We start from the raw sequence: 25,096 nt of genomic DNA, 5'->3' as shown, positions 1-25,096 counted from the left end.
AAACGATGAGGTGATATACTTTGATTAATATTGGAACAGTTATTGATAATAGATATGAAATACTCAAAGAGATTGATAGAGGTGGAATGAGTATTGTATATCTTGCTGCAGATGATAGATTGAAAAAATCGGTAGTTCTTAAGGATATTAGAAAAGGAAATAAAATTAATAGTGATATTTTGTTGGAGTGTTTAAAGGCAGAAGCTGATCTATTAACATTTTTAGATCATCCTAATTTACCTAAGATTTATGACATCATAGAAGGAGATAATCATATATATGTTGTTATGGATTATGTTGAAGGTGAATCCTTAAAGAAAAAAATTGACAGAGAAAAGAAGTGTGATTCTTATGATGTCATTGAATGGGGCAAACAGTTAAGTGATGTATTAAATTATCTACATAGTAGACAACCTACACCAATTATATATAGAGATATGAAACCTCATAATATAATGTTAACTCCTGAAGGGAAGATTAAACTAATTGATTTTGGAATCTCAATAAAAATGGATAAGCAGAATGGGAAACTGAATTTTGGGACAAGTACATATGCTGCTCCAGAACAATTAGAAGGGAAAATTACAGATGGTAGAACAGATATTTATAGTCTAGGTGTTACTTTATATCAATTAGTAACAGGTCTAACTTTTAAAAGCAATTTGAATCTAAAACCTATAAGACAAATTAATCCAGCATATCCAGAAGGACTAGAACAAATAATTAATAAATGTATAAAAGAAAATCCACAAGATAGATATCAAAAAGCAGAAGAGCTTTTATATGATTTTGAAAATATAGATAAACTATCTAAGAGTTATAAAAAGAAACAGATAAAGAAAATGGCATTATTTTTAATAAGTTTTACTTTATTGATAGCATCATCAACTATGACTATTGTTGGATATAAAGGATTGAAAAATAATAAATATAACGATTATCAAACACTAATAAATGAAGCTGGTGTAAGTTATTTAGATAAAGAATATACAAAGAGTATTGAAATTTTGAATAAAGCAATTACAGATGTTGATGGAAGTTTACCAGATGCATATGTAAATTTATTAGATATTTATATTGATATGGGCGACACAAATACTGGACTTTCAAAGGTTGAAAGCTATATTAATGGGAAATATGAAGGTATAAATGAGAATAACACAGTATTATTTAAAGTAGCTATGACTTATCTAAATAATAAAAATTATCCTATAGCACTTAAGTATTTTAAGCAAGTTAACGCAAAAAAGGTACCAGATGCAAAATATTATGTAACCATAGCTAGTAGTATGAGTAATATGAATGTTGATTATAATGATCTTCAAGGTGAAATTGATGAATTTGAAAAGTATGTTGACTCTCTTCCAAATGATGATAAAAAGCTTGCAAATTATAAAGCGTTAACAATTATCTATGGATCTTATAAAGGTCAAATTCAAGGAGCTAATGATAAAATAATAGAAATAATAGAAAAGGCAAATTCAATTCTTGAAAATATAGGTAATATTCAGTTGAATCTTAGATATGAAGTTGACTATACTCAAAAAATGGCAGAAGCGTATCAAAGTAAAGGAATTAAGGCTGAAGATAAAGAAACAGCTAAAAACTATTATGATAATGCTCTTAAACTATATAACAGCCTTCTAGATTTAGAAGTTAAGAATAAAGAAGAAGTTTTAATAAAAATTGCAGATATTTATACTGAAACTAAAGATTATCAAACTGCTGTAGAAAAATTTACTGGTGTTATAAAAAGTTATCCTCAAAGCATACAAGCTTATAGTAAGCTAATAAATGCTTTAGTAGATTTAGAACAAACAAAAGGCAATGGGGTAAGAAATTATACTACAGCTAAAGATTATTATTCTAGAGCTTCTAAGATTAGTGGAGCTGATGATAGTGCAGAATTCAAGAAGCTAACAAGAAGACTAAGAAATCTAGAAATTATTTAGTACTGGGGGAGCATTATGAACTATGAAGTTATGTTTTATTTAGGTATGGGTTTGACAATAATATTATTAATTATTACTATAATAGCTTTCTTTAAGTGCAATGTAGTTGAAATAATTTATGATTTATTAGGGATAAAGCGAAATAAGAAAATGAAGAAAACTAAAAAAGACAAATCAGATAGCGAGAAGGTAAAAGTTAAAAGAATAAAAGAAGTAGAAATTAAGAGTAAGGCAGCTTTGGATGCAAAAGAAAATACTAGAGAGTATGAAATTGAAAATTCTATAGATGATAATTGGGAAGATGATACAGGATTCTTTGAGGAGTATGAAGAAAAGTTTGAAGAAGATATAGATCTAGTTAATTATAAAGAAACAAAGATATTGAATGAAGAAAATGCAAATTTAGTAAATGGACAAACAGAAAACTCTTTTGAGCAAGAGCAAACAGGAAACCTTAATGAAGAAGAATCAGGGATTTTTAATGAAAAGGAAACGGGAATTTCTTATGCAGAAGAGGAAACAGGAAACCTTAATGAAGAAGAAACAGGGATTTTTAATGAAAAGGAAACGGGAATTTCTTATGCAGAAGAGGAAACAGGAATTCTTAATGAAGAAGAAACAGGGATTCTTAATGAAAAGGAAACAGGAATTTCTTATGCAGAAGAGGAAACAGGAATCCTTAATGAAGAGCAAACGGGAATTCTTAATGAAGAAGAAACTGGGATTTTTAATGAAGAGGAAACAGGAATTTTTACAGAAGAAGAAACAGGAATTCTTGATGAGAGTGGGGGCTCTTTATTTAGTAAATCTGAAGAGGGATTTTCAGATATTTTTACAAAAGAAATAGATATAACTATTATACATACAGATAAAGTTATCTAAATAAAGAACTTAGGGGGATAAGAAGTGAGCATAAAGAAAAGAGAAAAGTTAATAGGATTCTTAACAATTTTTCTATTAGTGTTTATTGGTGGAATATCAACAATTGTTTATTCTGCTAATGGGACAAAAGTTGCAATTAAATTTGGTAATACTGAAGCAATAAGAGGAGAATCAAGAAATCAGTGGGCAACAGAAATTAGTGATTCAAATGCAGATAAAAATAATGAAGTTGTAGATAAAGAATGGTTTGTTAATTCTAAAAATACTGTTCAGTTTGTTGTTGATTTAGGAAAGGTGCCAAGTGGTGTTGATTCTTCTAGCAAACCTTTTACAGTTACATCTAAATTAAATGATGCTGAAATAACTGGTGCTACAACTGATATAAAGCCTGATAAGGGAGGAACTTTTATTGTAACAACAACTCTTCCAACATCAGTGAGTAGTGGTAAGTTGAAGTTTTCTGTTAATTTTGATGATGGAAATACATGGGGCATAGTTAAGGCTACAAAATCATTTACAGTGAATATAGATAATAATGCTCCAAAGGTTGAATATACTGGTGCAAATAGTAGTGTTGTAAAAAATAATGCAATTTATGAACCTTTTGAAATGAATATTAAGTTAAATGAGGAAAATAAGAAATACTCTAATGTTGTAACAACAATCTATAAAAAAGTTGATAAGATAAATGATAAAGACTCTAAAGTATATGAATATAATTGGAATAATAAAGATGAAGATAGTTTTACATATAAGTTTGATGAGGATGGAGAATATACTATAAAAACTACTGGAAGTGATAGAGCTTACAATACAGTTGAAGGTAGTACAGCAGATGGAACAAGCATAAAATTTGCAATTAGTAAAAGTCTTTCTCAGATTAAAATAATAGGTGTTGAAAATGGAGAAGAGATTAAATCTAACGAGTCTAAATATTGTAAATCTAGCAGTTATAAGATAAGTGTTGAAAACTTTTTTGGAGTAAATATAATAAGTTCAAATTACACTATTACAGATAAGAATAAATCTGTGGTAGATAATGGGAATTTTATATTTAGTGGTATAAGTAAAGGGAGATTAGAGAAAAAGACTAAAGCTTTAGGAGAGGGAGAATATACTGTTAATGTAAATTTAGTAAAGTGGGATGGAAGTCAAACTAATAGTAGTTTTTCACTGAATGTTGATGGAAAGGCTCCAAGTGTTTTATTTAATTATGGAGGCAAAAATTACAATGCTTCTGAAATAGTATATTCTAATCAAAAAAATACATCAGCAAGCATACAAATAAATGATAAAAATTTAAGCAAGTATATAGTTACTGTTAAAAAAGGAGATGCTACAATAGCAACAGCTAAGTTAGATGGAAGCAATGAAGATATTCAAGATGAAAGCGGAAATAATGGAGCTGTAAAATTAGAGTTTGAATCAAAAGATGCAACTGCTAAGAAAATAAAATTTTCATCTTTAAAAGATGGAAAATACACAGTAAAAGTAGAAGCAGAAGATAAATCAGGAAATAAATATTCACCTAATTCTGGTAGTAGTGAAGATAAGCAAGTAGTTACATTTGTAATGGATGCTGCAAAGCCTTCAATTAAACTTGAAAAAGATATGAAAGCTTATTATAACTTAAAGAATGAAGATGAAACACCAAAACCAGTTATTGATATTACTGATGATAATTTTGATACAAGTACAATAACAGTTATAAGAGATGAAAAGGTAATAGCATCTGTAAATGAAAAAGGGGAGTTTTCTAAAGGAAATGGAGAAACTATAACTGTAAAAAAAGATTCCAATTCAAATAAATTTAACTTTAGTGAAATAAAGCAAGATGGAGTTTATAAAATAGATATAGTTTCCAAGGATAGAGCAGGGAATGAATTAAATACAACTAAGGATGATAAAAATAAACAAATTAAATTTACTATAGATCAATCAGCTCCAATTATTGATATAAAGGCAGTTGAAGCTAATGGAAATCTTAGTAATTTAGAAAATAATAAAACATATTACTATAATCAAAATAAGCTTGTTAATATTTCTATTAGTGATGTAAATCATAATAAAGATTTAGTTGAAATTACAGATGAGAATGGAAAAAATTTAACAGTAAGTCCACTTCAAGGAACTGGTATAGAAAGAAAGACTTCATATAACTTTACTGAAGAAGGAACTTATAAGATAAAAGTAGAATCAACAGATTCTGCTGGAAATACTACTACTCGTAATGTTGTTGTTATAGTTGATAAAACAGCTCCAATAATAGAAATAGAGGATTTTGATAAATTAAATAATTCATTTAGTAATCCAGAAAAAACTGTGACAGTTAAAGTTACAGAAAATCATTATGAGAATGATATTATTACTGTAAAATATGAAAAGATAACTCCAGATGGAAAGGTAGAAACTTTCAATCCTAAGTTTGGAACTGAAGGAAGAGGAGTTGTAACAAGACAAACTTATGCAGACTTTGAGGATGATGCAGAATATAGAATGACTGTTACAGCAAAAGATGGTTCAGGAAATATAGCTGTTACAAAGTCAGTGGTATTTACTACAGATAAAACAAAACCAGCTGTTTCTATAACAGGTGTAGATGCAGATAATTATTATAATGTAGATAAAACTGTAAATCTTACAAGTGTAGATGTTAATCAGCTTGAAAATAATGCTACAGTAACAAGAAATGGACAAAATTATAATGTAGGAAATTTTGTGATTTCTGGAAGAACAGCTAGTTTATCACATACATTTACACAAGAAGGAAATTATGAAATTAATTTCTCATCAAAAGATAAGGCTGGAAATACTAATAGTACTTCAATTAAATTTACAATAGATAAAACTGCACCTAAAATAACTCCAATGATGAGTAATGATGGAACTGTTATTAAAGATGGAGCTTATATAAATAGAATATTTACTCCTATATTTAAATTAGATAATTCAGAAGATACAATAAATACAGTTACATTGAATAATGGAGGAAATATTGTTGGTAATATTCCTATGGTTTCAGTAGATGGAAAGTTTAGTTATGTAGTAGTAGCAAGTGACAAAGCTAAAAATCAGACTACTTTGAATTTGACATTTACATTAGATACCACAACACCACAAATAAAAATTTCTGGTATAATGGCTGGTTTCTTTAATAAGGATATAACACCAAAGTTTGAAATGACTGATACTAACTTAGATGCTGCTAGAACTTCTTCAACGTTAAATGGTGCACCATTTGCATCAGGAACTAAATTAGAGAAACAACAAGATTATAACTTTAAGTTAGTAGCAACAGATTTAGCAAATAACAAAAAAGATGATGCTATAAGTTTTACTATAGATAAAGATAAACCGATAATAAGATTTGAAACACCTATGTCAGGTAAGTATTTTACAGATACTGTTATTCCTAAATTTATTATTGATGATTTAACAGATTATACTATAATATCTATGACTTTAGATGGGGAAGATTATGAAATGGGTGATCCTATTGAAGCGGAAGGAAAACATGTTTTATTTATAGAGGTTAAAGATAAAGCTGGAAATATTGAAAATATAAGTGTTGAATTTATAATCGATAAGACACCACCAAAGTTTATAGTAGAAGGAATTGAAGAAAATAAGACATATTTAGAGGCAGCAGCAGCTACAATTAAACTAGATAATCCAGATGATAAGATAGAGAGCATAACTGTTAATGGAGAATTAATAGAAAAACATGATAAAGATGAAATAGGACAAGACGTATATAAACTTAACTTTACAGATGTTAAAAGTTATGAAGTTTTATTAAAAGCAACTGATATAGCAGGGAATAAAACAGAGCAAAAGATCAATTTAAATGTTGCAAATAAAACTGTACTTACAACTATATATACAAATAAATTTATACTTTACCCACTGATTGCAGGGGTAGTAATTGCAGTGGCAGGTTTAGGATTTGCCATATTTAGAAAAGGACCAAAAAAAGCATTTAAAACTGAATACACTGACTAGATATCACAAAAAAGGTTAGTACTTATTGTACTGACCTTTTTGTGCTTAAAGAGAAGTATAGGTTAGATTTTGGTTATTGATAATAATATATGAATTTAATGAACATAATTTGGTTAATTTAAAACTGTGATATAATAGCAATAGATTAATATAGGTGGGAGGAAAAATAGTGAGAAAGAGAAGTAAGGTACTGATAGTAATAATTTCAATTTTGTTAATATTAATTGGATCAGGGGTATATGCCTATAACAAAATTAATAGAATAAACAAAGTTGAGTTGACAGAAACTAAAGAAGAGTTAAATGTATCACAGGAAACTGAACAGAAAAGTGCAGAAAAACACATAACAAATATATTGTTAATGGGTGTTGATCAAATTGAAAATGCGTCTGATTCTATAATGATATTATCATTAGATAAAGATGATAAAATAGCTAAACTAACTTCTATAATGAGGGATACATATGTTTACTTTGGGGAAGGAAAAGCCAATAAAATAAATTATGCTTATCATTATGGTGGAGTTCCTCTTACAATATCTAAATTAAATGAATTATTTAATCTAGATATAAGCAAATATGCAAAGGTTGATTTTGATGGTTTTATGAAAATAGTTGATACTTTTGGTGGATATGATGTGGATTTAACAGAATCTCAAAGGATAGAGATGAATAAAAAAGTAGGATATGAAATGGTTAAAAAATCAGGTCATGTTACATTAACTGGGGAACAAACTGCAATATATGCAAGAATAAGATTAGTAGATTCTGATTTTCAAAGAACAGGTAGACAAAGAAATATAATGCTTGAGATATTACAAAAAGCTAAGAATTTACCTGTGACTAGTTATCCAAGTGTGGCATCACAGCTTACATCATATATTGAAACTAATTTATCTACAACAGAGTCTTTGGAACTTGGCAAAATTTTATTAAGTATTGGTAATGGTGGGGTTAAAGAGTTTAGAATTCCAATAGATGGAACAACAAAAGATTTTACTGCAGGAGTATACCATTTAGAATGGGAGAAAGAGCCTAATGTGGAAGCTCTTCATAACTTCATTTATGGAAGCAATTAAGAAGTGAATGAAAAATTTATAATTATGAGTGGAGATGTTGTAATTGGTTTAACAACATCTCTACTTTTGGTTTATAGTTTAATTTTGCTTATTACTTCCTGTAAGCTGTTAGAAATTCCTTTTAGGCTACTACTTTTATATGTAATATTCTCCATAATTCTATGCTGCTCATCCATTGATGCTGAAATTTCTTCAGTAGCAGCAGCAGATTCTTGTGAAATAGCTGAAATAGCTTCAACTGAATGTACTATTTCATTTTTATTTAAACCAACTTTTTCAATATTTTCAGTTAGTTCAGAAATTTTTAAAATTGCATTTTCTATAGATTCTCCAATGGAATCAAAAGCTACATCTGTTTCTTTCATAGCAGTATTAACATCTTTTAATATGCCTTCACCAATGTTCATACTATTTTTAGCTACATCTATTTCTTTTTGAATTTCATTAATAACAGTTGCAATTTCTTGAGTTGCCTGGGTTGTCATTTCAGAAAGAGTTTTTACTTCATCTGCAACTACAGCAAACCCTTTTCCTAATTCTCCTGCTCTAGCTGCCTCGATTGCTGCATTTAATGCTAAAAGATTAGTTTGAGATGCAATTCCTTCAATAGATCCTACTATTTCTCCAATTGAAGCTGATTTGTTTGCAAGTGTACCAATATTTTTTGAAACTTCTCTGCTAGATTCATTGTTTTCTTTAAGTCTGTCTTTAAGTTTTTTCAAAGTTTCTTTACCATCTAAGTTAACATCCTTAATTTTCTTTGAGAAATTTTCAACTTCTTTAGTTCTATCAACAGATATATCAATTTCATTAGCTAAAACAGATAAATTTTCAGCTCCTTCTTGTGCATCTTTGGCTTGGGATGTTGCCCCTTTTGCTAGCTCTTCTATTGTTAAAGTGACTTCTTTAATTGAAGATACTGTTCTTTCTGTTTCAGAATTTAATTCTTCAGCAAAAGTGAAAATCTCTTTAGAATCTTGTTTAATAAGATTTACTATGTTTCTAAGTTCTTTTCTTAAATTAATAACAGAATTAGATATAATGCCAATTTCATCTTTGTATTTACCTAATTTTTCAAAACTTGGATCATATTCTAAATCTAAAGCTGAAGTTTTATTAACCAGTTTTGTTAAAAATAAAATTGGATTTGTTATTATTCTACTAAAGTAAATAGCACTAATTGAAGCAAAAACTATCATTACAGCTATGATACCTACTAATGATAATAAATTTCTTTTTAAAGTGTCATTTAAAACTTGATTTTTAGCAGATATTAAAGTGTCAATATCATCAACATAATTTCCAGTACCAACTATCCAGCCAAAAGGTTTGAATTCTAAACTATAACCTCTTTTTGGTAGAGGAGTTGTTTCGCCTTTTTTAGGAAAATAATAATCTGTATATCCTCCCCCATCTTTCATGCCAGTAGCTATGATATTTTTAATCATAGGGTATCCGTTAGAATCTAAGAGGTTCATACGATTAGTTCCTTCAGTTGGTGTGCCATTTAAAACTACATTAGTTCCATCTTCTGTATCGGCCCAAAAGTACCCTCCATTACCGTATTTTAACCCTCTTAATAAATTTGCTCCAAGTTCTTTTGCTTGAGATAATGTTATTTCTCCTTTTTCATATCTTTTATTTACTCCATCCAACATTGAAATAGCATTTTCTACTTGTTCCTTAATTTTTGCATCAAAATTATCATTCATTGTACTACGAAGGGTCTCTAACATTTCTTTATTACTATAATAATTTTGAGTAGTGACAACTGCACCAATTATAAATGCTGTTGAAAATACTATAGTAATAGCCATCAGTACAATTTTAGTACCTATTTTTTTCATAAAAACACTCCTTGTATCATACTTTTTAGATTTTTATTAAAAATACTTAAAGGATTTTCTAAATATTTTATCGTGTTTTTTGTATGTTACTTTATGATTTTTAAAGAATGATATTTAATTGAATTATAAATAAAAATAAAACATTTGATAGAACTAAGAAATTTGGAGAAAATGAAAACATAAAGAAAAGAGCAGATTTTGTGTTATATTGAACAAAATCTACTCTTTTTTTCAATTAAATAAACTTTCTTATAGCTTTAGCAACTCCAGATTTCAAATTAGTATCTGTTATATAATCTGCCTCATTCTTAAGAATATCAGCAGCATTTCCCATAGCTATTCCAAGTCCTGCATATTTTATCATAGAAAGATCATTTTCATTATCTCCTATACAGATAATCTCTTCTCTTTTAATATTTAAAATTTCAGATAATCTTTTAACAGCAGCCCCTTTAGAAGAACCTTTTTTCATTATTTCAAAGTTATTGCTACCAGAACTAACTACTTCAAATGTATCTAAAGTTTTAAGTTCTTCTTTGACCTTAAATAAGATTTCTTTTTTATTATTGTCATTTTCTATGGCGATTCCTTTAAGTATTTCACCATCAAATCTTTCTAATATAGGCATTAAATCTTTGTTTGTAACGAATTTGATTTTATCTTCTTCTGCAAGATTTTTATTATTTTGAATATAAGGATGATCTTTGTTGATTTCAACAGATGATAGAGCAGTATCTGCTGTATAAAAAATGCAAGATAGGTTATTTCTTTTGGTTATTTCATATATATTTTTAACTTCTTCTGTTGAAAAAGCACACTTATATATGAAATCTTTTTTATTTTTTTCTCTAATATAAGTTCCATTAGATGCAATTATTGGACCAGTGATTCCGAGAAGATCATAGTAGCATTTTGCTGAAGCGAATAATCTGCCTGTAGTAACTGCTATGGTAATGCCTCTTTGGTGAGCTTCTATAATAGCAGATTTATTTTCCTCACTAAGTATATGATTATTATCAAGTAATGTTCCATCCATATCTATACATATAAGTTTATATTTCATTGTTCCCCTCCATAATTCTACATTGTTATTATATATGTATTGATTTTAGCATTAGGAATTACATATGTAAATTGCATTAAAAGTTATGAAAATATGAATTTATTATGATATAAATGAAAAAAAATGCAGATATTGTTATAATGATTATTATATATGTTGCAATTTAGACTACACATTAGCAATTGTAAAATCTAAAATGCAAATATATATTAAATTTGGTTTATATGGGGAGAATGAGATGTATAAAAAGATAAGTGTACTTCTATGTATATTGTGGATGGGTTTTATATTTTATAATTCCAGTCAAAATGGAAATGAATCTAATGGATTAAGTTACAAAATAATTGATAAGATAATATCAATTAAGCAGGAGGTAACTGAAAGGGGAAATAAGTTTTTAGTATATGCAGGGCCGAATGAAGCCAAGGAATCAAATAGTAATGTGAGGGTTGCATTAAACCTTAATATAAGAAAGGTAGCTCATGGATTTGAATTTTTTATACTAGCTGTACTAATTGCTAATGCTTATTTTGCACATAATAAAAAAGGAAAGAATGTTATTATAAATATTTTGTTTATAGTTCTTTTTTATGCTGTTACAGATGAATATCATCAAATATATGTTAAAGGAAGACATTCTTGTGTAGAGGATGTAATTATTGATTTTATTGGAGGAATAATAGGTATGACTTTATTTTATTGTTGGTATTATTTTGGAAGAAAAAGAGGTGTATCGACAGCAAAAAAAAAGAAATAATAAATAATTAATCAAATATAATTAAACACATTTAATTATTAGTAATAATAATTACAATTCTATTAAGATGTTTGACAAGAAATAATATTAATAATAGTATTAAATAGTATTATAAACTGGTATAATTGTATGTATATAAAAAACAATATACAACAAATAAATAGTAAAGAAAAAGTTAGGAGATCGAGAAATGGGAAACTTTAATTTCGTTAAGACAAAGATTAAAGATTTATACATTATAGAACCTAAAATATTCGGAGACAGTAGAGGATATTTTATGGAAAGCTATAATAAAGAACACTTTGATGAAGCTGGGTTAACAATGACTTTCGTACAAGATAATGAGTCAAAGTCAAGTAAGGGAGTTCTTAGAGGACTTCATTTCCAAACACAACATACACAAGGTAAACTTGTAAGAGTTACTAAAGGAAGTGTATTTGATGTTGCAGTAGATTTAAGAAAGGGTTCTCCAACTTACGGACAGTGGGAAGGTGTTGTTTTAACTGATGAAAACAAGAAACAATTCTATGTTCCAGAAGGTTTTGCACATGGATTTTTAGTTTTATCTGATGAAGCGATTTTTAATTATAAATGTACAGATTTTTATGCACCTGAATATGATTCAGGATTGTTATGGAATGATTCTGATGTTGGTATAGAATGGCCATTAGAAGGAATCGATAACATACTTTTATCAGAAAAGGATAAAGTACAAAAGAAATTAAAGGAATTAGATGTTCCATTTGAGTATAAAGGAGAGTAATTTTATGAAGACTTATTTAGTAACAGGCGGAGCTGGTTTCATAGGCTCAAATTTTGTATTATATATGTTAAATAAATATAATGATGTTAAGATAATAAATCTAGATGCATTAACTTATGCAGGAAATTTAGAAAACCTTAAAGAGGTTGAAAATAGTCCTAATCATGTATTTGTACAAGGAGATATTTGTGATCAAGAGTTAGTTACTAAGTTATTTAATGATTACAAATTTGATTATGTAGTAAACTTTGCTGCAGAATCACATGTTGATAGAAGTATAAGAGAACCAGAAGTGTTTGCAAAGACAAATGTAATGGGAACTGTAAATTTATTAAATTGTGCTAAGAATGCTTGGTATACTGAAGAAAATGGATGGATAGAAGGCGTTAAATACCTTCAAGTATCAACTGATGAAGTTTATGGTTCACTTGGAGAAACTGGATACTTTATGGAAACTACTCCATTAGATCCACATAGTCCATATTCAGCAAGTAAGGCTGGATCAGATTTTATGGTTAAGGCTTATGGAGATACTTTCAAAATGCCAATAAACATAACAAGATGTTCAAATAACTATGGTCCATATCAATTCCCAGAAAAGTTAATTCCATTATTAATAAACAACTGCTTACAACATAAGGATTTACCTATATATGGTGATGGGTTAAATGTAAGAGACTGGTTATATGTTGAAGACCACTGCAAAGCTATAGATATGGTTGTAAGACAAGGAGTTCTTGGAGAAGTATACAATGTAGGTGGACATAATGAAAGAACTAATCTACAAATAGTTAAGAAAGTTATTTCATACATTGGTGAAAATGTAGATAAAGAAGTAACAGAAAACTTAATGAAATTTGTAGAAGATAGAAAAGGGCACGATAGAAGATACGGTATAGCTCCAGATAAGATAAAGGCTGATTTAGGATGGTATCCAGAAACTACATTTGAAGTTGGAATAGAAAAGACTATCAAATGGTATTTAGATAATAAGGAATGGATGAATAATGTAACATCAGGAGATTATCAAAAGTATTATTCTAAAATGTACAAATAATATTAAGGAATTTTAAAATGTTATGACTGTGGGGTAAATTATTGCAACACAGCCATAACATTTTATAAAGATATAGGAGAAGTTAATTCATGGGTGTTTCAGTAGTCATTCCAAATTATAATGGAGAAAAGTACTTAGAAGCTTGTTTAGAAAGCTTAATGGAACAGTCTTTAAAACCAGAAGAAATAATAATTGTTGATAATGACTCCAAGGATGGTAGCATTCAATATATTAGAGATAATTTTGGTGATAAGGTAACTTTAATATGTTTAGATGAAAACTATGGTTTTAGTAAAGCGGTTAATGAAGGAATAAAAAAGAATAAAAGTGAGTTTGTAGCTTTATTAAATAATGATACAGAACTAGATAGAGATTGGTTAAAAGAATTATATAATTGTATAAAAAGTGATGAACAAATTTTTTCTTGTTGTAGCAAGATGCTTAGATTCACTGAAAGGGAAATAATAGATGATGCTGGAGATGAATATACTTTATTTGGTTGGGGCTCCAAAATAGGAGATGGAAAATTAAGTAGTGAATATGAAAAGTCTAAAGAAGTCTTTTCATCATGTGCAGGAGCTGCTATATATAGAAGTAGTATTTTAGAAAGAATAGGACTATTTGATGAGAATTTTTTTGCCTATCTTGAGGATATGGACATCTCTTATAGAGCTAGAGTTTATGGATATAAGAATTTTTTTGCAGCAAAATCTAAAATTTATCATATAGGAAGTGCTACTAGTGGGAGTAGACATAATTCATTTAAAGTAAAGCTTGCAGCTAGAAACAATGTATATTTGATATACAAGAATATGCCCAACTGGCAAATAATTTTAAATTTTCTATTTATATTTGTTGGAGTGATTGTAAAGTGGGTATATTTTATAATGAAGGGGTTAGGCAAAGCTTACATAAGTGGAGTTTTAGAAGGATTAAAAACGAAATCGAAAGTACATAGGGTAAACGTAAAAAATAACCTATATAATTATAAACAAATACAAAAGATGATATTTAAAAATACAATAAACCTTTTGAAGAGAGGGTAAGATATGATAAAGCAAAATCAAAAGTTAGTAAATAATATAATAGTACTTATTGACTCCTTGGTTATACTCATTTCATTTCTATTTACGTATTATTTAAGATTTTATAGTGGAATTTTAGAAGTTGAAGGGGGAATTCTTAGTTTTAGAGAATATTTAATTCCTGTGCTGCTAATGATTCCAATATATTTATTAATATATAATGTTAGAAGACTTTATAATACTGAGCGAGTAGTGTTTTTGAGCAAAGAAATAGTAAATATCATTATCTCAAACATTTTAGCTATATTGGCATATACAGGAGTATTATTTCTAACTAAACAAATTGATTATTCAAGATCAGTTCCAATTATATTTTTTATAGTGTGTACGGTTCTTACAACTTTAGAAAGAGTTATTGTAAGAGTTTTTATGAGAAAAATAAGAAAAAGTGGTTACAATACTAAATATACAGTCTTTGTTGGATTTAGTGATGGAACAAAGAAGTTTAATAAACTCATAAGAGAAAACAAGCACTGGGGATATAATGTTTTAGGTATATTTGAAGATTCAGACATTGATTATAAAGATATGGCTTACTTAGGAAAATTATCAGAACTTGATGACTACTTAAGTAATAATAGGGATGTAGATGAAATCATAATTACATTAGAAATGAAGGATTATGATAAGTTAAAAGGAATAATAGCTATTTGTGAGAAGTTAGGTGTTAGGGCTCAAATAATTCCAAGCTATTATAAATATCTACCTGCTAAACCTTATGTAGAAGAAATTGGAGGGGTTCCTCTGATTAACATGAGATATATACCTTTGGATAATATATTAAATAAAGCTATGAAAAGAACTATAGATATAGTTGGATCATCTATTGCCATTCTTCTTTTTTCGCCAATAATGATAGTAGTGGCTATACTTGTAAAATCAACGTCAAAAGGACCTCTTATTTTTAGACAAGAGAGAATAGGACTTAATAGAAAACCTTTTGTGATGTATAAGTTTAGAAGTATGAGAGAACAAGACCCAGAAGAAGAAAAGCAAGATTGGACTGTTAAAAATGATCCTAGAAAAACAAAAATAGGTACTTTTATTAGAAAGACTAGTATAGATGAATTACCACAATTTTTTAATGTTTTAAAGGGTGATATGAGTTTGATAGGACCAAGACCTGAAAGACCATTTTATGTTGAAAAATTTAAAGATGAAATACCAAAATATATGGTAAAACATCAAGTAAGACCTGGAATAACAGGTTGGGCTCAAGTTAATGGGTGGAGAGGGGACACCTCTATTGAAAAGAGAATTGAATGTGATATTTATTATATAGAAAACTGGAGTTTGACATTAGATATTAAAATTGTATTTTTAACAGTGTTTAAAGGTTTTGTAAATAATAATGCTTATTAGAATGAAGGAGATAAGGTTATGAAAAACAGCAAAAAGAGAGTTGCAGTGTTATTCGCAATATGCGCGGTTACTGCTTTGCTATTTTTAGTGTTTAATAGATTTTATAATGATCAACCTAAGATGATCAATTTAAGTATAGAAGTTATGTCTGAAGAAACAGATCAGTATGTAGTATATTATGATCTGACTGGTGATAAAAATTGGTCTGAAGAACACTCGGATAAAGAATCATATAAAAAAGTAAATGAATATGAGAAATTAAGTTTTAGAATTCCTGTAAGTGCTAAGAATATTCGTATAGATTTTGGCAATAAGAAAACAGAGATTAAAGTGAAAAATCTTTTGATAAGTAATAGTAAAAGCATACAAATTAATAAGAATGAGTTAGATAAGTATACTTATTCAGAAAATAATTTAAAGATGATATATGAAGAGAATGGTAATGATTCTATTGTAAACACAACTGGAGATGATCCATATATAGTTATAGATAATGTGTCTGAATCTTTTAATAGTATTGTTGGTAGACCTAGTTATATGACAGGCATTTTGATAGCTATCTCTTTAATTTTAGGTATAATTACTGGAAATTCATTAAAGGAATTTAAAAATGCTATTAGATTCTTAAAAGCTTCAGTAAGTAATAAAAAATTAATTGCAAGTCTTGCTAAAAATGATTTCAAGCAAAAGTACGCAACTTCATATTTAGGGATAATATGGGGGTTTATAAATCCCTTAATATCAATCTTAGTATATTGGTTTGTATTCCAATTTGCATTTCAGCAGGGGGATGTACATGGTAAGCCTTATATACTTTGGTTTGTAGCAGGTATTATACCTTGGTTTTTCTTCTCAGAAGCTTTATCAGGTTGTACTAATGTATTTTTAGAATATACTTATTTAGTTAAGAAGGTTGTATTTAAAATAGAAGCATTGCCAGTAATTAAAATTATATCTATATTAATTGTTCATGTATTTTTTATAGTATGTATATTTGTAATTAATACAGCAAGTGGCTTCTATCCAACTTTAAGTAACTTACAGTGTATATATTACTCAGTAAGTATGGTAGCTTTAGTATTTTGTGTAACAGTATTTACATCTGCGGTAGTTTTATTCTTTAGGGATTTAGGACAATTAATTGCTATTGTTATAAATGTTGGATTTTGGGCAACACCTATAGGTTGGAATATAAGCATGGCAGCATCCTATCCAGTATTAGAAAAGTTAATTAAATTAAATCCTATGTTTTATATAGTAAATGGATATAGAGATTCTTTTATAGAAAATATATTCTTTTGGCAAAGACCATACAATACATTATACTTTTGGAGTTTCTGTTTAATAGCATTATTAATTGGAGTAAAAGTATTTAATAAGTTAAGACCACATTTTTCAGATGTGATTTAGAGAGGGATATACTATGAGCGTAATGATAAGTGTAAAGAACTTAGTTAAAAAATATAATATATATGAAAAGCCAATGGATAGACTGAAGGAAAGTTTATCACCAAGCAAAAAGGTTTATCATAAAGAGTTTAGCGCCTTAAATGGTATAAGCTTTGAAGTATTAAAAGGTGATGCAATTGGAATACTAGGTAAAAATGGTTCTGGAAAATCTACACTTTTAAAGATGATTACAGGAGTATTAACACCAACCTCTGGAGAGATACAAGTTAATGGTAAAATTGCTGCTATTTTAGAGTTAGGTACTGGATTTAACCCAGAATATACTGGTATTGAAAATATATATCTTAATGGAACTATGATGGGATATACAAGGGAAGAGATGGCAACTAGAGTTCAAAATGTAATAGATTTTGCTGATATAGGTGAATTTATTAATCAGCCAGTTAGAATATATTCTAGCGGTATGTTTGCAAGACTAGCATTTGCTGTAGCTATAAATGTTAATCCAGATATTTTGATAGTTGATGAAGCTTTAGCAGTTGGAGATACTAGATTCCAAATAAAGTGTATAAATAAAATGAAAGAATTAAAGGATAATGGAACTACAATTCTTTTCGTTTCCCATGCAACTGAACAAGTAAAAAGATTCTGTAATAAAGCCATTTGGATAAAAGACGGAAAGATAATGGAGATTGGTGGTTCTAGTGAAGTTGGAGATGTATATGAAGACTTCATGAAATATGGTGAAGCAGATAATAAACAAGATGTTAGATTAAGTGGTGCTGAAGAGGAAGTAGCTTTAGAAGAGCCTAAAGTTGAAGATGAAATAACAGTGGAAGCTGAATTTAGAATACCTAACAATCCAGATGTATTAGCATCTATAATGAAAGTAAAACTTAATGCTACAAAATTAAAAACCTTTGATGAGTTAGCAGTAGAGGTAACCTATGATATTTATAGAGAGAAAATTGAAGGGCTTTTATTAGGTGTAGCACTTAGAACTCCTGATGGAGAGTATATATTTGGACCAAATACTTATCTTGAAAAAGTAGATATACCTAGTGATTTAGGTAGGCACAAAGTTGTATATAGAATTCCTAGTATGACATTACTTGCAGGACATTATCTTGTAGATGTAGGGATATTTACAAATGAAGGAATAGTAGGATTAGACTACAAACAACAGGTATGTGAATTCATGGTTGCTAATAAATATATATCAGAAGGAAAATTCTATATTAATCATCAATGGGAGGTTGTTAAATGATAGATATAATTTTTGACCAATATCAGCGATATAAAAATGCTAAAATTATAATTGATTCTATAAGAGAAAACAATGAAACTTTTAAAATATTAGAAGTAGGTGCAAATGCACATAAAAACTTAGAAAAGTTTTTACCAAATGATGATGTGACATATTTAGATATAAGTTTACCAGAGGAACTTTTACATGATCCTAAATATATTTTAGGTGATGCAACAAACATGAATTTTAAAAATGGAGAATATGATGTAGTCATAGCTTTAGATGTGTTTGAACATATACCAGTGGATAGAAGAGAAGCATTTATTAGTGAGATTCATAGAGTTTCAAGTAAAGTAGCCATAATATCAGCTCCATTTAATAAAGCAAAAGTTACATTTGCAGAAGAGAGGGCTAATGCTTATTATAAATCAATAATTGGATTGGATCATCATTGGTTGTATGAGCATATTAATAATGGATTGCCAGATTTAATAGAAGTAGAGAATTATTTAAAAAGCAACAATATACAATATAATAAGTTTGCACATGGAAATTTAAGCATGTGGGAAAAGTTAACAAATATCCAGGCATTACTCCAACTAGATAAAGAATTGGAAAAGTACGTAATTGAAATTAATAAGTACTATAATAGTTTTGTTTTTGATAAAGACTATGATGAAGATGGATATAGAGAATTTATAATACTTGAAAAAGGGAAAAAATTTAAGTGTGAATTAGAATATAAGAGTGATACTAAAGATCTTGAAGTATTAATAGATAATCTATATCAACTGTTTAATATAAGGATGTCAATGGGATTAGTGAATCCAATACTTCCAGGGCGTGGAGATAATATTATAAAGTTATATATTGACTATGGTATGGGATTTAGTGAATCAGAAACTTTATATAAAAATATAGAGTTATCTAATTTAAATAATGTAAAATTTGACAACTTTAAAGATAATAAGATAAAATCTATAAGAATTGATCCTACAGAAAGTCAAGGTAAATTTATATTTAGAGATTTAGTTGTAAAAAATAAGAATAATGAAGTTATTGAAAATGTAGATGTAACTACAAATGCATTTTTAAAAGACGATGATATGTATATATTCCTAAACAAAGATCCTCAAATAGTAATAAACTTTGAAGAAGAATTAATAAATAGTATAGGATTCACAATTCAAAAGATTAAGGATTATAGTAGCGAAGATCAAATCTTATATGGAGCTATAATGAAGAAATTTGAAGAAGTAAAGCAAATGGAAATTTCAAATGCAGAACTTATTAAAATTTCAACAGAAGGATTTGTTAAAAAAGTAAAGAAGAAGATGAGTAAGTAACTAAAAAATATTGGGAAGGTGACTTTTGTGGCTAATTTAGACTATTGTATTGATAGAGTAAAAGTAAGAGATGGCGAAGTATATGTTGACGGATGGGCATATTGTGAAGAAATTAAATCTGTAGCAGAGATTGATATTCCAGGAGTTGAATTTGAAAGGGATCTTGTTAGAAGAGATGATTTGTATCGTAAATATGATGAACAAGAAGAAGCTATAGAGGCAGGATTTCAACTTAAATTTAATTATCAAAATAAAATAACATTAATATTAAAGGCTGGAAATAATGTTGAAAAAATGGAATTAAACATTAAAGAAATGTCCTCAGAACCAAATCAAAATCCATCAAGATTGGTTAAAGCTATAAAAATGATTAATTTAGGTAATGTAAAAAAGGGGCTAAGGGAAGTAAAAAATAATGGCGTAACAAGCATGTATCATAAATTCAAATCAAAGTTAAGGTCAAGTGTAATATTAGAAATAAATTATGACAAATGGTTTAGGGAATCTTGTCCAACAGAAGAAGAACTTGAGCGTCAAAGAAATGAGAAGTTTGAATATACTCCATTAATCAGTATAGTAGTACCAACTTATAATACTAAACCAGTATTTTTAAAAGCAATGGTAGAATCAGTGCAAAAACAAACATATTCAAATTGGGAGCTTTGTATAGCTGATGGAGCAAGCACTAATGAAGAGACTTTAGAAATGCTTAAAAATTATGAGCAAGAAGATAAAAGAATTAAAGTGAAATATTTAAAAGAAAACTATATGATATCAGGAAATACGAACGAAGGGTTATCATTAGTTTCGGGAGAATATGTAGCTTTATTAGATCATGATGATTTATTAACTTATGATGCTTTATATGAATATATAAAAATATTAAATGATGATAGAACAGTTGATTTTATGTATTCTGATGAAGATAAAATTGATGAAAAAGAATTGGAGTTTTTTGGTCCACATTTTAAGCAAGATTGGGCTCCAGATACATTAAGAAGTTACAATTATATAACTCATTTCTCTGTTTTTTCTAAAGAACTTTTAGATAAGGCTGGAAATTTCCGTAGTGAGTTTGATGGAAGTCAAGATTTCGATATGATTTTAAGATTAACTGAAAAGGCTAATAAGGTAGTTCATATATCTAAAGTATTATACCATTGGAGAGTACATAATGGATCAACGGCAGCTGGTATTGATGTAAAACCTTATGCAATTGAAGCTGGTAGAAGATCTATTGAAGAACATTTAAAGAGAATGGGAATAAATGGCACTGTAAAAAGAGGAAACTTTAGTGGTTGTTACAAGGTAGAATATGATATAGATAATAATCCAAAAGTATCAATTATAATACCAAATAAGGATGAAGTTAGTACATTGAAAAAGTGTATTTCTTCTATAATTAAAAAATCTACTTATAGTAATTATGAAATTATTATTGTAGAAAATAATAGTAAGGAAAATTCTACATTTAAGTATTATGATGAACTTTCTAAAATGGACAAAGTTAAAGTTGTTAAATGGGAAAGAGAATTCAATTATTCAGCAATTAATAACTTTGGAGTAGCTAATTGTGATGGTGAATACATATTATTGTTAAATAATGATACTGAAGTCATTAAGGAAAGATGGTTAGAAGAATTAGTAATGCATGCTCAAAGACCAGAGGTTGGAATAGTTGGTGGTAAATTATATTATCCAGATGACACCATACAACATGCTGGTATTGTAGTTGGAGTAAATGGTGTTGCTGATCATATTGGTAAAGGTTTTGGAAGATATGAAAATGGACATATGGGAAGATTACTTATTAAGCAAAATGTTAGTGCAGTAACAGGTGCATGTCTTATGATAAAAAGGAATGTGTTTGAGGAAGTTCAAGGATTAACTGAAGATTTTGCAGTAGCATTTAATGATATTGATTTATGTTTAAAAGTAAGAGAAAAAGGATATAAAATAATTTTTAATCCATACGTTGAATTATATCATTATGAATCAAAATCAAGGGGAGCAGAAGATACTCCAGAAAAAATTCAAAGATTTAATAGAGAAATATCTATGTTCTATGAAAAGTGGGGAGAAAATATAGTAGATCCTTATTATAATATTAATTTCTCACGTAAGCTTGCAAACTATAGTTTGAATGAAGAGTAATTTATTATGAAGATATCAATTATTTGTCCAATTTATAACGGGGAAGATTACATAGAAGCATTAAACGAAAGTTTAATGCTTCAACAAAATGTAGAGTTATTTGAAGTTAGATATATCTTAACAAAATCAAAAGATAATAGTGAAGAAATCCTAAAAAGAATATCAGCTAAATACAAAAGAATAGAGCCTGATAATTTTTCTCATAGTTTAACAAGGGAAAAGGAGGCTTATGAAGCTGAAGGAGACATAATAGTTTTTATAACACAAGATATTAAAATTAAGGATACCATGTGGTTATATAATTTAACTAAGGATATAGAATTAGGTTTATGTGATGCATCTTATTCAAGACAAATTTGTGAAAATAAAACAATAGAGAGATATACAAGAATGAAAAATTATTCGGAAAAAAGTAGAATAGTTTCTAAAGCGGATTTGGATACCTTAGGGATAATGACTTATTTTTATTCGGATGCAGCTTCTGCTATAAGGAAGAGTGTATTTACTAAATTGAAAGGTTATGATGGAAAAATTCTGTTAACCAATGAAGATATGTATATTGCTTATAAAATTATAAATAATGGGTATAAAATAAAGTATTGTTCAGATTCGGTAGTTATTCACTCGCATGAGTATACATATAAAGCTTTATTTAAGAGATATTTTGATCAAGGTGTATTTCTAAAACAACATGAATATATAACTAATTCAGGTGCTAATGAAGGGGCTATAAGCTTATTAAAGTTTGTAGTTATTAATTCACTTAAGGAAAAAAATTTTAGAGCGTTTTTTGACATTGTTCCTAATTTCGGGGTTAGATTTATTGCAAACAAATTTGGAAGCAATTATAAAAAAATTAGTAGAGAAAAGATATTAAAGTATACATCTAGCCCCAATTATTGGTCGAAGGAAGAAGTATAGTATTTCTTCCTTTTATCATTAAAAATTAAGAGGTGAAAAATGAAAAAAATATTTGAGAAATATATAAAGTTATTAGTTCCATTAATAATTTTGCTTATTGTGAATTTTTATATAATTAAAGGGAAAAAATCAATTGTTACTGCTTTTGCAATAATAGTAGTGTATATTTTAATTTCAATAATTATTAGCACTAAGAATAAATTTATAAATATTGAAAGTTTTCATAAAAAAAGATACTATATTGCAATTACTTTGTTTGTATTGTTGGTATCATTTAAGTTTCATGGATCTTCCATAGGTTGTTGGGACAATTATTATCATGATTATGGTGAAAATTATACAAAATCTACAATCTTAGGTGAACCAAGAGGAATACGATCTGATGAATGGTTAGTTCAAACTCCAATGTATATGGCTCAGGCAACATTAGAAGATGGGCTTCAAAGAAAAAATACTAATATTAATCCAGATGGACAGGATATGATCGTTTCATATTATACTCCTGTTTTAGATCCTACAATTATAGGAAGTCCTATGAATTGGGGATTCTTATTTTTAGATGTAGAAAGAGCATTTTCATGGTATTGGAATTTTAAGGTTATAGCACTTTTTATGTTATCATATGAAATGGCCCTAATGTTATCTAATAGGAATAGAAAGATAGCTTTATTTGGAGCAACATTAATAGCATATTCATCTGCATCACAATGGTGGTTTAGTACAGTAGTAGTTAATTTAACTATTTTTTCACAAGGATGCATAGTTGCAGCTTATTATTATTTGAGAAATAATAGTAGGAGTAATAGTATTAAAAAGAAGATACTACTTGCAGCTATGTTTATTGTTTCTGGAGTAGGATTTATATTAACTTTATATCCAGCAATGCAAGTCCCGCTAGGATATTTGAGTGCAATTTTATTTTTGTACCTAGTGATTAAAAATAAAGATTATATTAATAAAAAGGATATAATTATATTTGCTATTTCTCTTGGAGTAATAATTGGAGTAGTAGGGTACTTTTTGCTTACTGCTAAGGATGCTATAAGTGCAGTATCAAATACTGTTTATCCAGGAAAAAGATTTGAAGTTGGAGGAAATTATGATTTCAAACTTTTAAGTAATTATATCTTTGATTGGCTACTTCCATATAGGGAAGTTAATTTTCTAAATTCATCAGAAGTTAGCGGTTTTGTAAGTTTAATACCATTAATATTTATATTATTTTTCTTTAAAAAGAAGGATGCTGAAGATAAAAAATTGATAAATATTATATTTGTATATATGTTAATAATGCTTTCTTTCATAGTTATAGGGTTTCCAAGTATATTAGCTAAGATAACATTATTTTCATATAGCACAGCAAATAGAATGATGCTTGTGTTAGGTCTTACATGTAACTATTTATTATTTATGTTGCTTCCTAGAATGAAAGAAGAAATGACTAAATTAAGTGTAGTTATACCAGTAACAGTAGTGACTATTTTAATTATTTTCATTCCACATTATCATACTATATCACATAATTATTTAAATAGGTCTGGAGCTATTATTGCAATAGGAATCTTTAGTATGTTGATATATTTAATAGCTAAGAATGATATTAAAAGGTTAGTTCCTTATGGAGTTATTTTAATGATAATTACAGGATTTACTGTTAATCCAATCGCTAGAACGTTAGCTCCAATAATGAATAAATCAGTTAGTAAGGAGATAGTTAAGATTAACAAAGAAGAACCAGGAAAATGGGCTGCAGTAGGAGGAAATTCTTTATTTGGAGGGAATTTATTATATGCTAATGGAGTTGAAACATATGATGGAGTAAAGTATTATCCTAATCTTGATATGTGGCATGCTCTGGATGAAGATGATAAATATAAAGATGTTTATAATAGATATCATCATATAATTTTAAATTTAACAGAAGAAGATACTAAATTTACATTGCTTCAACCAGACCAAATTGAAGTAAAAGTAAATATAGATGATTTGAATAAAGCAGGAATAAAATATTTATTAAGTAGTGAAAATTTAGAAAGGTTTAATACTAATGAAAATAGGTATTTTAAAGAATTATATTATAATAGTGTGGATAACGCATATATATATGAATATGTTAAATAGAGCATGAATATTGTGGTAATGATATAAAAGTTATTACAAGTATGATA

Annotated in this window: 17 protein-coding genes; 15 read left to right on the top strand and 2 right to left on the bottom strand. The window is 28.0% G+C overall.

Annotated features, from left to right (window positions below; genetic code table 11):
- Positions 1–20: 20 nt before the first annotated feature.
- From NNC19_RS07985 to NNC19_RS07970, 4 genes are all read left to right on the top strand, one after another.
- A complete protein-coding gene (locus tag NNC19_RS07985; RefSeq protein WP_310938102.1) occupies positions 21–1,952 on the top strand; it encodes a protein kinase domain-containing protein in 1,932 nt (643 codons plus the stop codon).
- 15 nt (positions 1,953–1,967) lie between these two features.
- Positions 1,968–2,834, top strand: coding sequence for a hypothetical protein (locus tag NNC19_RS07980; protein WP_310938101.1), 867 nt, complete (start codon positions 1,968–1,970; stop codon positions 2,832–2,834).
- Positions 2,835–2,858: 24 nt separating this feature from the next.
- Positions 2,859–6,836, top strand: a complete 3,978-nt coding sequence (locus NNC19_RS07975) for a hypothetical protein (protein WP_310938100.1) — start codon at positions 2,859–2,861, stop codon at positions 6,834–6,836.
- A 169-nt stretch (positions 6,837–7,005) separates the two neighbouring features.
- Positions 7,006–7,914, top strand: a complete 909-nt coding sequence (locus tag NNC19_RS07970; protein ID WP_310938099.1) for an LCP family protein — start codon at positions 7,006–7,008, stop codon at positions 7,912–7,914.
- 71 nt (positions 7,915–7,985) lie between these two features.
- On the opposite strand, the gene NNC19_RS07965 is transcribed toward NNC19_RS07970, so the two are convergent.
- Entirely contained in the window at positions 7,986–9,761 is a 1,776-nt protein-coding gene (locus tag NNC19_RS07965) for a methyl-accepting chemotaxis protein (protein WP_310938098.1), read from the bottom strand.
- A 235-nt stretch (positions 9,762–9,996) separates the two neighbouring features.
- Positions 9,997–10,824, bottom strand: a complete 828-nt coding sequence (locus NNC19_RS07960; RefSeq protein WP_310938097.1) for a Cof-type HAD-IIB family hydrolase — start codon at positions 10,822–10,824, stop codon at positions 9,997–9,999.
- Between the two features lie 238 nt (positions 10,825–11,062).
- On the opposite strand from NNC19_RS07960, the gene NNC19_RS07955 reads away from it, so the two are divergent.
- From NNC19_RS07955 to NNC19_RS07905, 11 genes are all read left to right on the top strand, one after another.
- A complete protein-coding gene (locus tag NNC19_RS07955; protein ID WP_310938096.1) occupies positions 11,063–11,581 on the top strand; it encodes a VanZ family protein in 519 nt (172 codons plus the stop codon).
- A 190-nt stretch (positions 11,582–11,771) separates the two neighbouring features.
- Complete coding sequence (gene rfbC / locus NNC19_RS07950) at positions 11,772–12,344, top strand: dTDP-4-dehydrorhamnose 3,5-epimerase (RefSeq protein WP_310938095.1); 573 nt, start codon at positions 11,772–11,774, stop codon at positions 12,342–12,344.
- Positions 12,345–12,348: 4 nt separating this feature from the next.
- A complete protein-coding gene (rfbB, locus tag NNC19_RS07945; protein WP_310938094.1) occupies positions 12,349–13,401 on the top strand; it encodes a dTDP-glucose 4,6-dehydratase in 1,053 nt (350 codons plus the stop codon).
- Positions 13,402–13,490: 89 nt separating this feature from the next.
- Positions 13,491–14,447 carry a glycosyltransferase family 2 protein gene (locus tag NNC19_RS07940; RefSeq protein ID WP_310938093.1) on the top strand — a complete coding sequence of 319 codons (957 nt, stop codon included), beginning with the start codon at positions 13,491–13,493 and terminating at the stop codon, positions 14,445–14,447.
- A gap of 3 nt (positions 14,448–14,450) precedes the next feature.
- Positions 14,451–15,848: an undecaprenyl-phosphate glucose phosphotransferase gene (locus NNC19_RS07935; RefSeq protein WP_310938092.1), complete on the top strand. Its 1,398-nt coding sequence runs from the start codon at positions 14,451–14,453 to the stop codon at positions 15,846–15,848.
- A gap of 18 nt (positions 15,849–15,866) precedes the next feature.
- Positions 15,867–17,258, top strand: coding sequence for an ABC transporter permease (locus NNC19_RS07930; RefSeq protein ID WP_310938091.1), 1,392 nt, complete (start codon positions 15,867–15,869; stop codon positions 17,256–17,258).
- Between the two features lie 13 nt (positions 17,259–17,271).
- Complete coding sequence (locus NNC19_RS07925) at positions 17,272–18,525, top strand: ABC transporter ATP-binding protein (protein ID WP_310938090.1); 1,254 nt, start codon at positions 17,272–17,274, stop codon at positions 18,523–18,525.
- On the top strand, positions 18,522–19,853 hold the full coding sequence (locus NNC19_RS07920; RefSeq protein ID WP_310938089.1) for a class I SAM-dependent methyltransferase: 1,332 nt from the start codon (positions 18,522–18,524) through the stop codon (positions 19,851–19,853). The genes NNC19_RS07925 and NNC19_RS07920 overlap by 4 nt, the downstream gene beginning before the upstream one ends.
- Before the next feature lie 27 nt (positions 19,854–19,880).
- On the top strand, positions 19,881–22,007 hold the full coding sequence (locus NNC19_RS07915) for a glycosyltransferase family 2 protein (protein ID WP_310938088.1): 2,127 nt from the start codon (positions 19,881–19,883) through the stop codon (positions 22,005–22,007).
- 6 nt (positions 22,008–22,013) lie between these two features.
- The gene (locus tag NNC19_RS07910; RefSeq protein WP_310938087.1) at positions 22,014–22,928 is read left to right on the top strand and encodes a glycosyltransferase; all 915 of its coding nucleotides are present in this window, start codon (positions 22,014–22,016) and stop codon (positions 22,926–22,928) included.
- Positions 22,929–22,967: 39 nt separating this feature from the next.
- Positions 22,968–25,049, top strand: coding sequence for a hypothetical protein (locus NNC19_RS07905; protein ID WP_310938086.1), 2,082 nt, complete (start codon positions 22,968–22,970; stop codon positions 25,047–25,049).
- The last annotated feature ends 47 nt before the right edge of the window (positions 25,050–25,096 follow it).

The sequence above is a fragment of the Clostridium sp. SHJSY1 genome (assembly GCF_031626875.1).
GTDB lineage: Bacteria > Bacillota > Clostridia > Clostridiales > Clostridiaceae > Clostridium.
The sequence above is the reverse complement of the archived record's forward strand: the minus strand, read 5'-3'. Positions and strand labels throughout refer to the sequence as shown.

Coding starts and splice junctions, on each gene's coding strand:
- NNC19_RS07980 (WP_310938101.1), top strand. CDS start 1,968: ATGAACTATGAAGTTATGTTTTATTTAGGTATGGGTTTGACAATAATA.
- NNC19_RS07965 (WP_310938098.1), bottom strand. CDS start 9,761: ATGAAAAAAATAGGTACTAAAATTGTACTGATGGCTATTACTATAGTA.
- NNC19_RS07960 (WP_310938097.1), bottom strand. CDS start 10,824: ATGAAATATAAACTTATATGTATAGATATGGATGGAACATTACTTGAT.
- NNC19_RS07955 (WP_310938096.1), top strand. CDS start 11,063: ATGTATAAAAAGATAAGTGTACTTCTATGTATATTGTGGATGGGTTTT.
- rfbC (WP_310938095.1), top strand. CDS start 11,772: ATGGGAAACTTTAATTTCGTTAAGACAAAGATTAAAGATTTATACATT.
- rfbB (WP_310938094.1), top strand. CDS start 12,349: ATGAAGACTTATTTAGTAACAGGCGGAGCTGGTTTCATAGGCTCAAAT.
- NNC19_RS07940 (WP_310938093.1), top strand. CDS start 13,491: ATGGGTGTTTCAGTAGTCATTCCAAATTATAATGGAGAAAAGTACTTA.
- NNC19_RS07935 (WP_310938092.1), top strand. CDS start 14,451: ATGATAAAGCAAAATCAAAAGTTAGTAAATAATATAATAGTACTTATT.
- NNC19_RS07930 (WP_310938091.1), top strand. CDS start 15,867: ATGAAAAACAGCAAAAAGAGAGTTGCAGTGTTATTCGCAATATGCGCG.
- NNC19_RS07925 (WP_310938090.1), top strand. CDS start 17,272: ATGAGCGTAATGATAAGTGTAAAGAACTTAGTTAAAAAATATAATATA.
- NNC19_RS07920 (WP_310938089.1), top strand. CDS start 18,522: ATGATAGATATAATTTTTGACCAATATCAGCGATATAAAAATGCTAAA.
- NNC19_RS07910 (WP_310938087.1), top strand. CDS start 22,014: ATGAAGATATCAATTATTTGTCCAATTTATAACGGGGAAGATTACATA.
- NNC19_RS07905 (WP_310938086.1), top strand. CDS start 22,968: ATGAAAAAAATATTTGAGAAATATATAAAGTTATTAGTTCCATTAATA.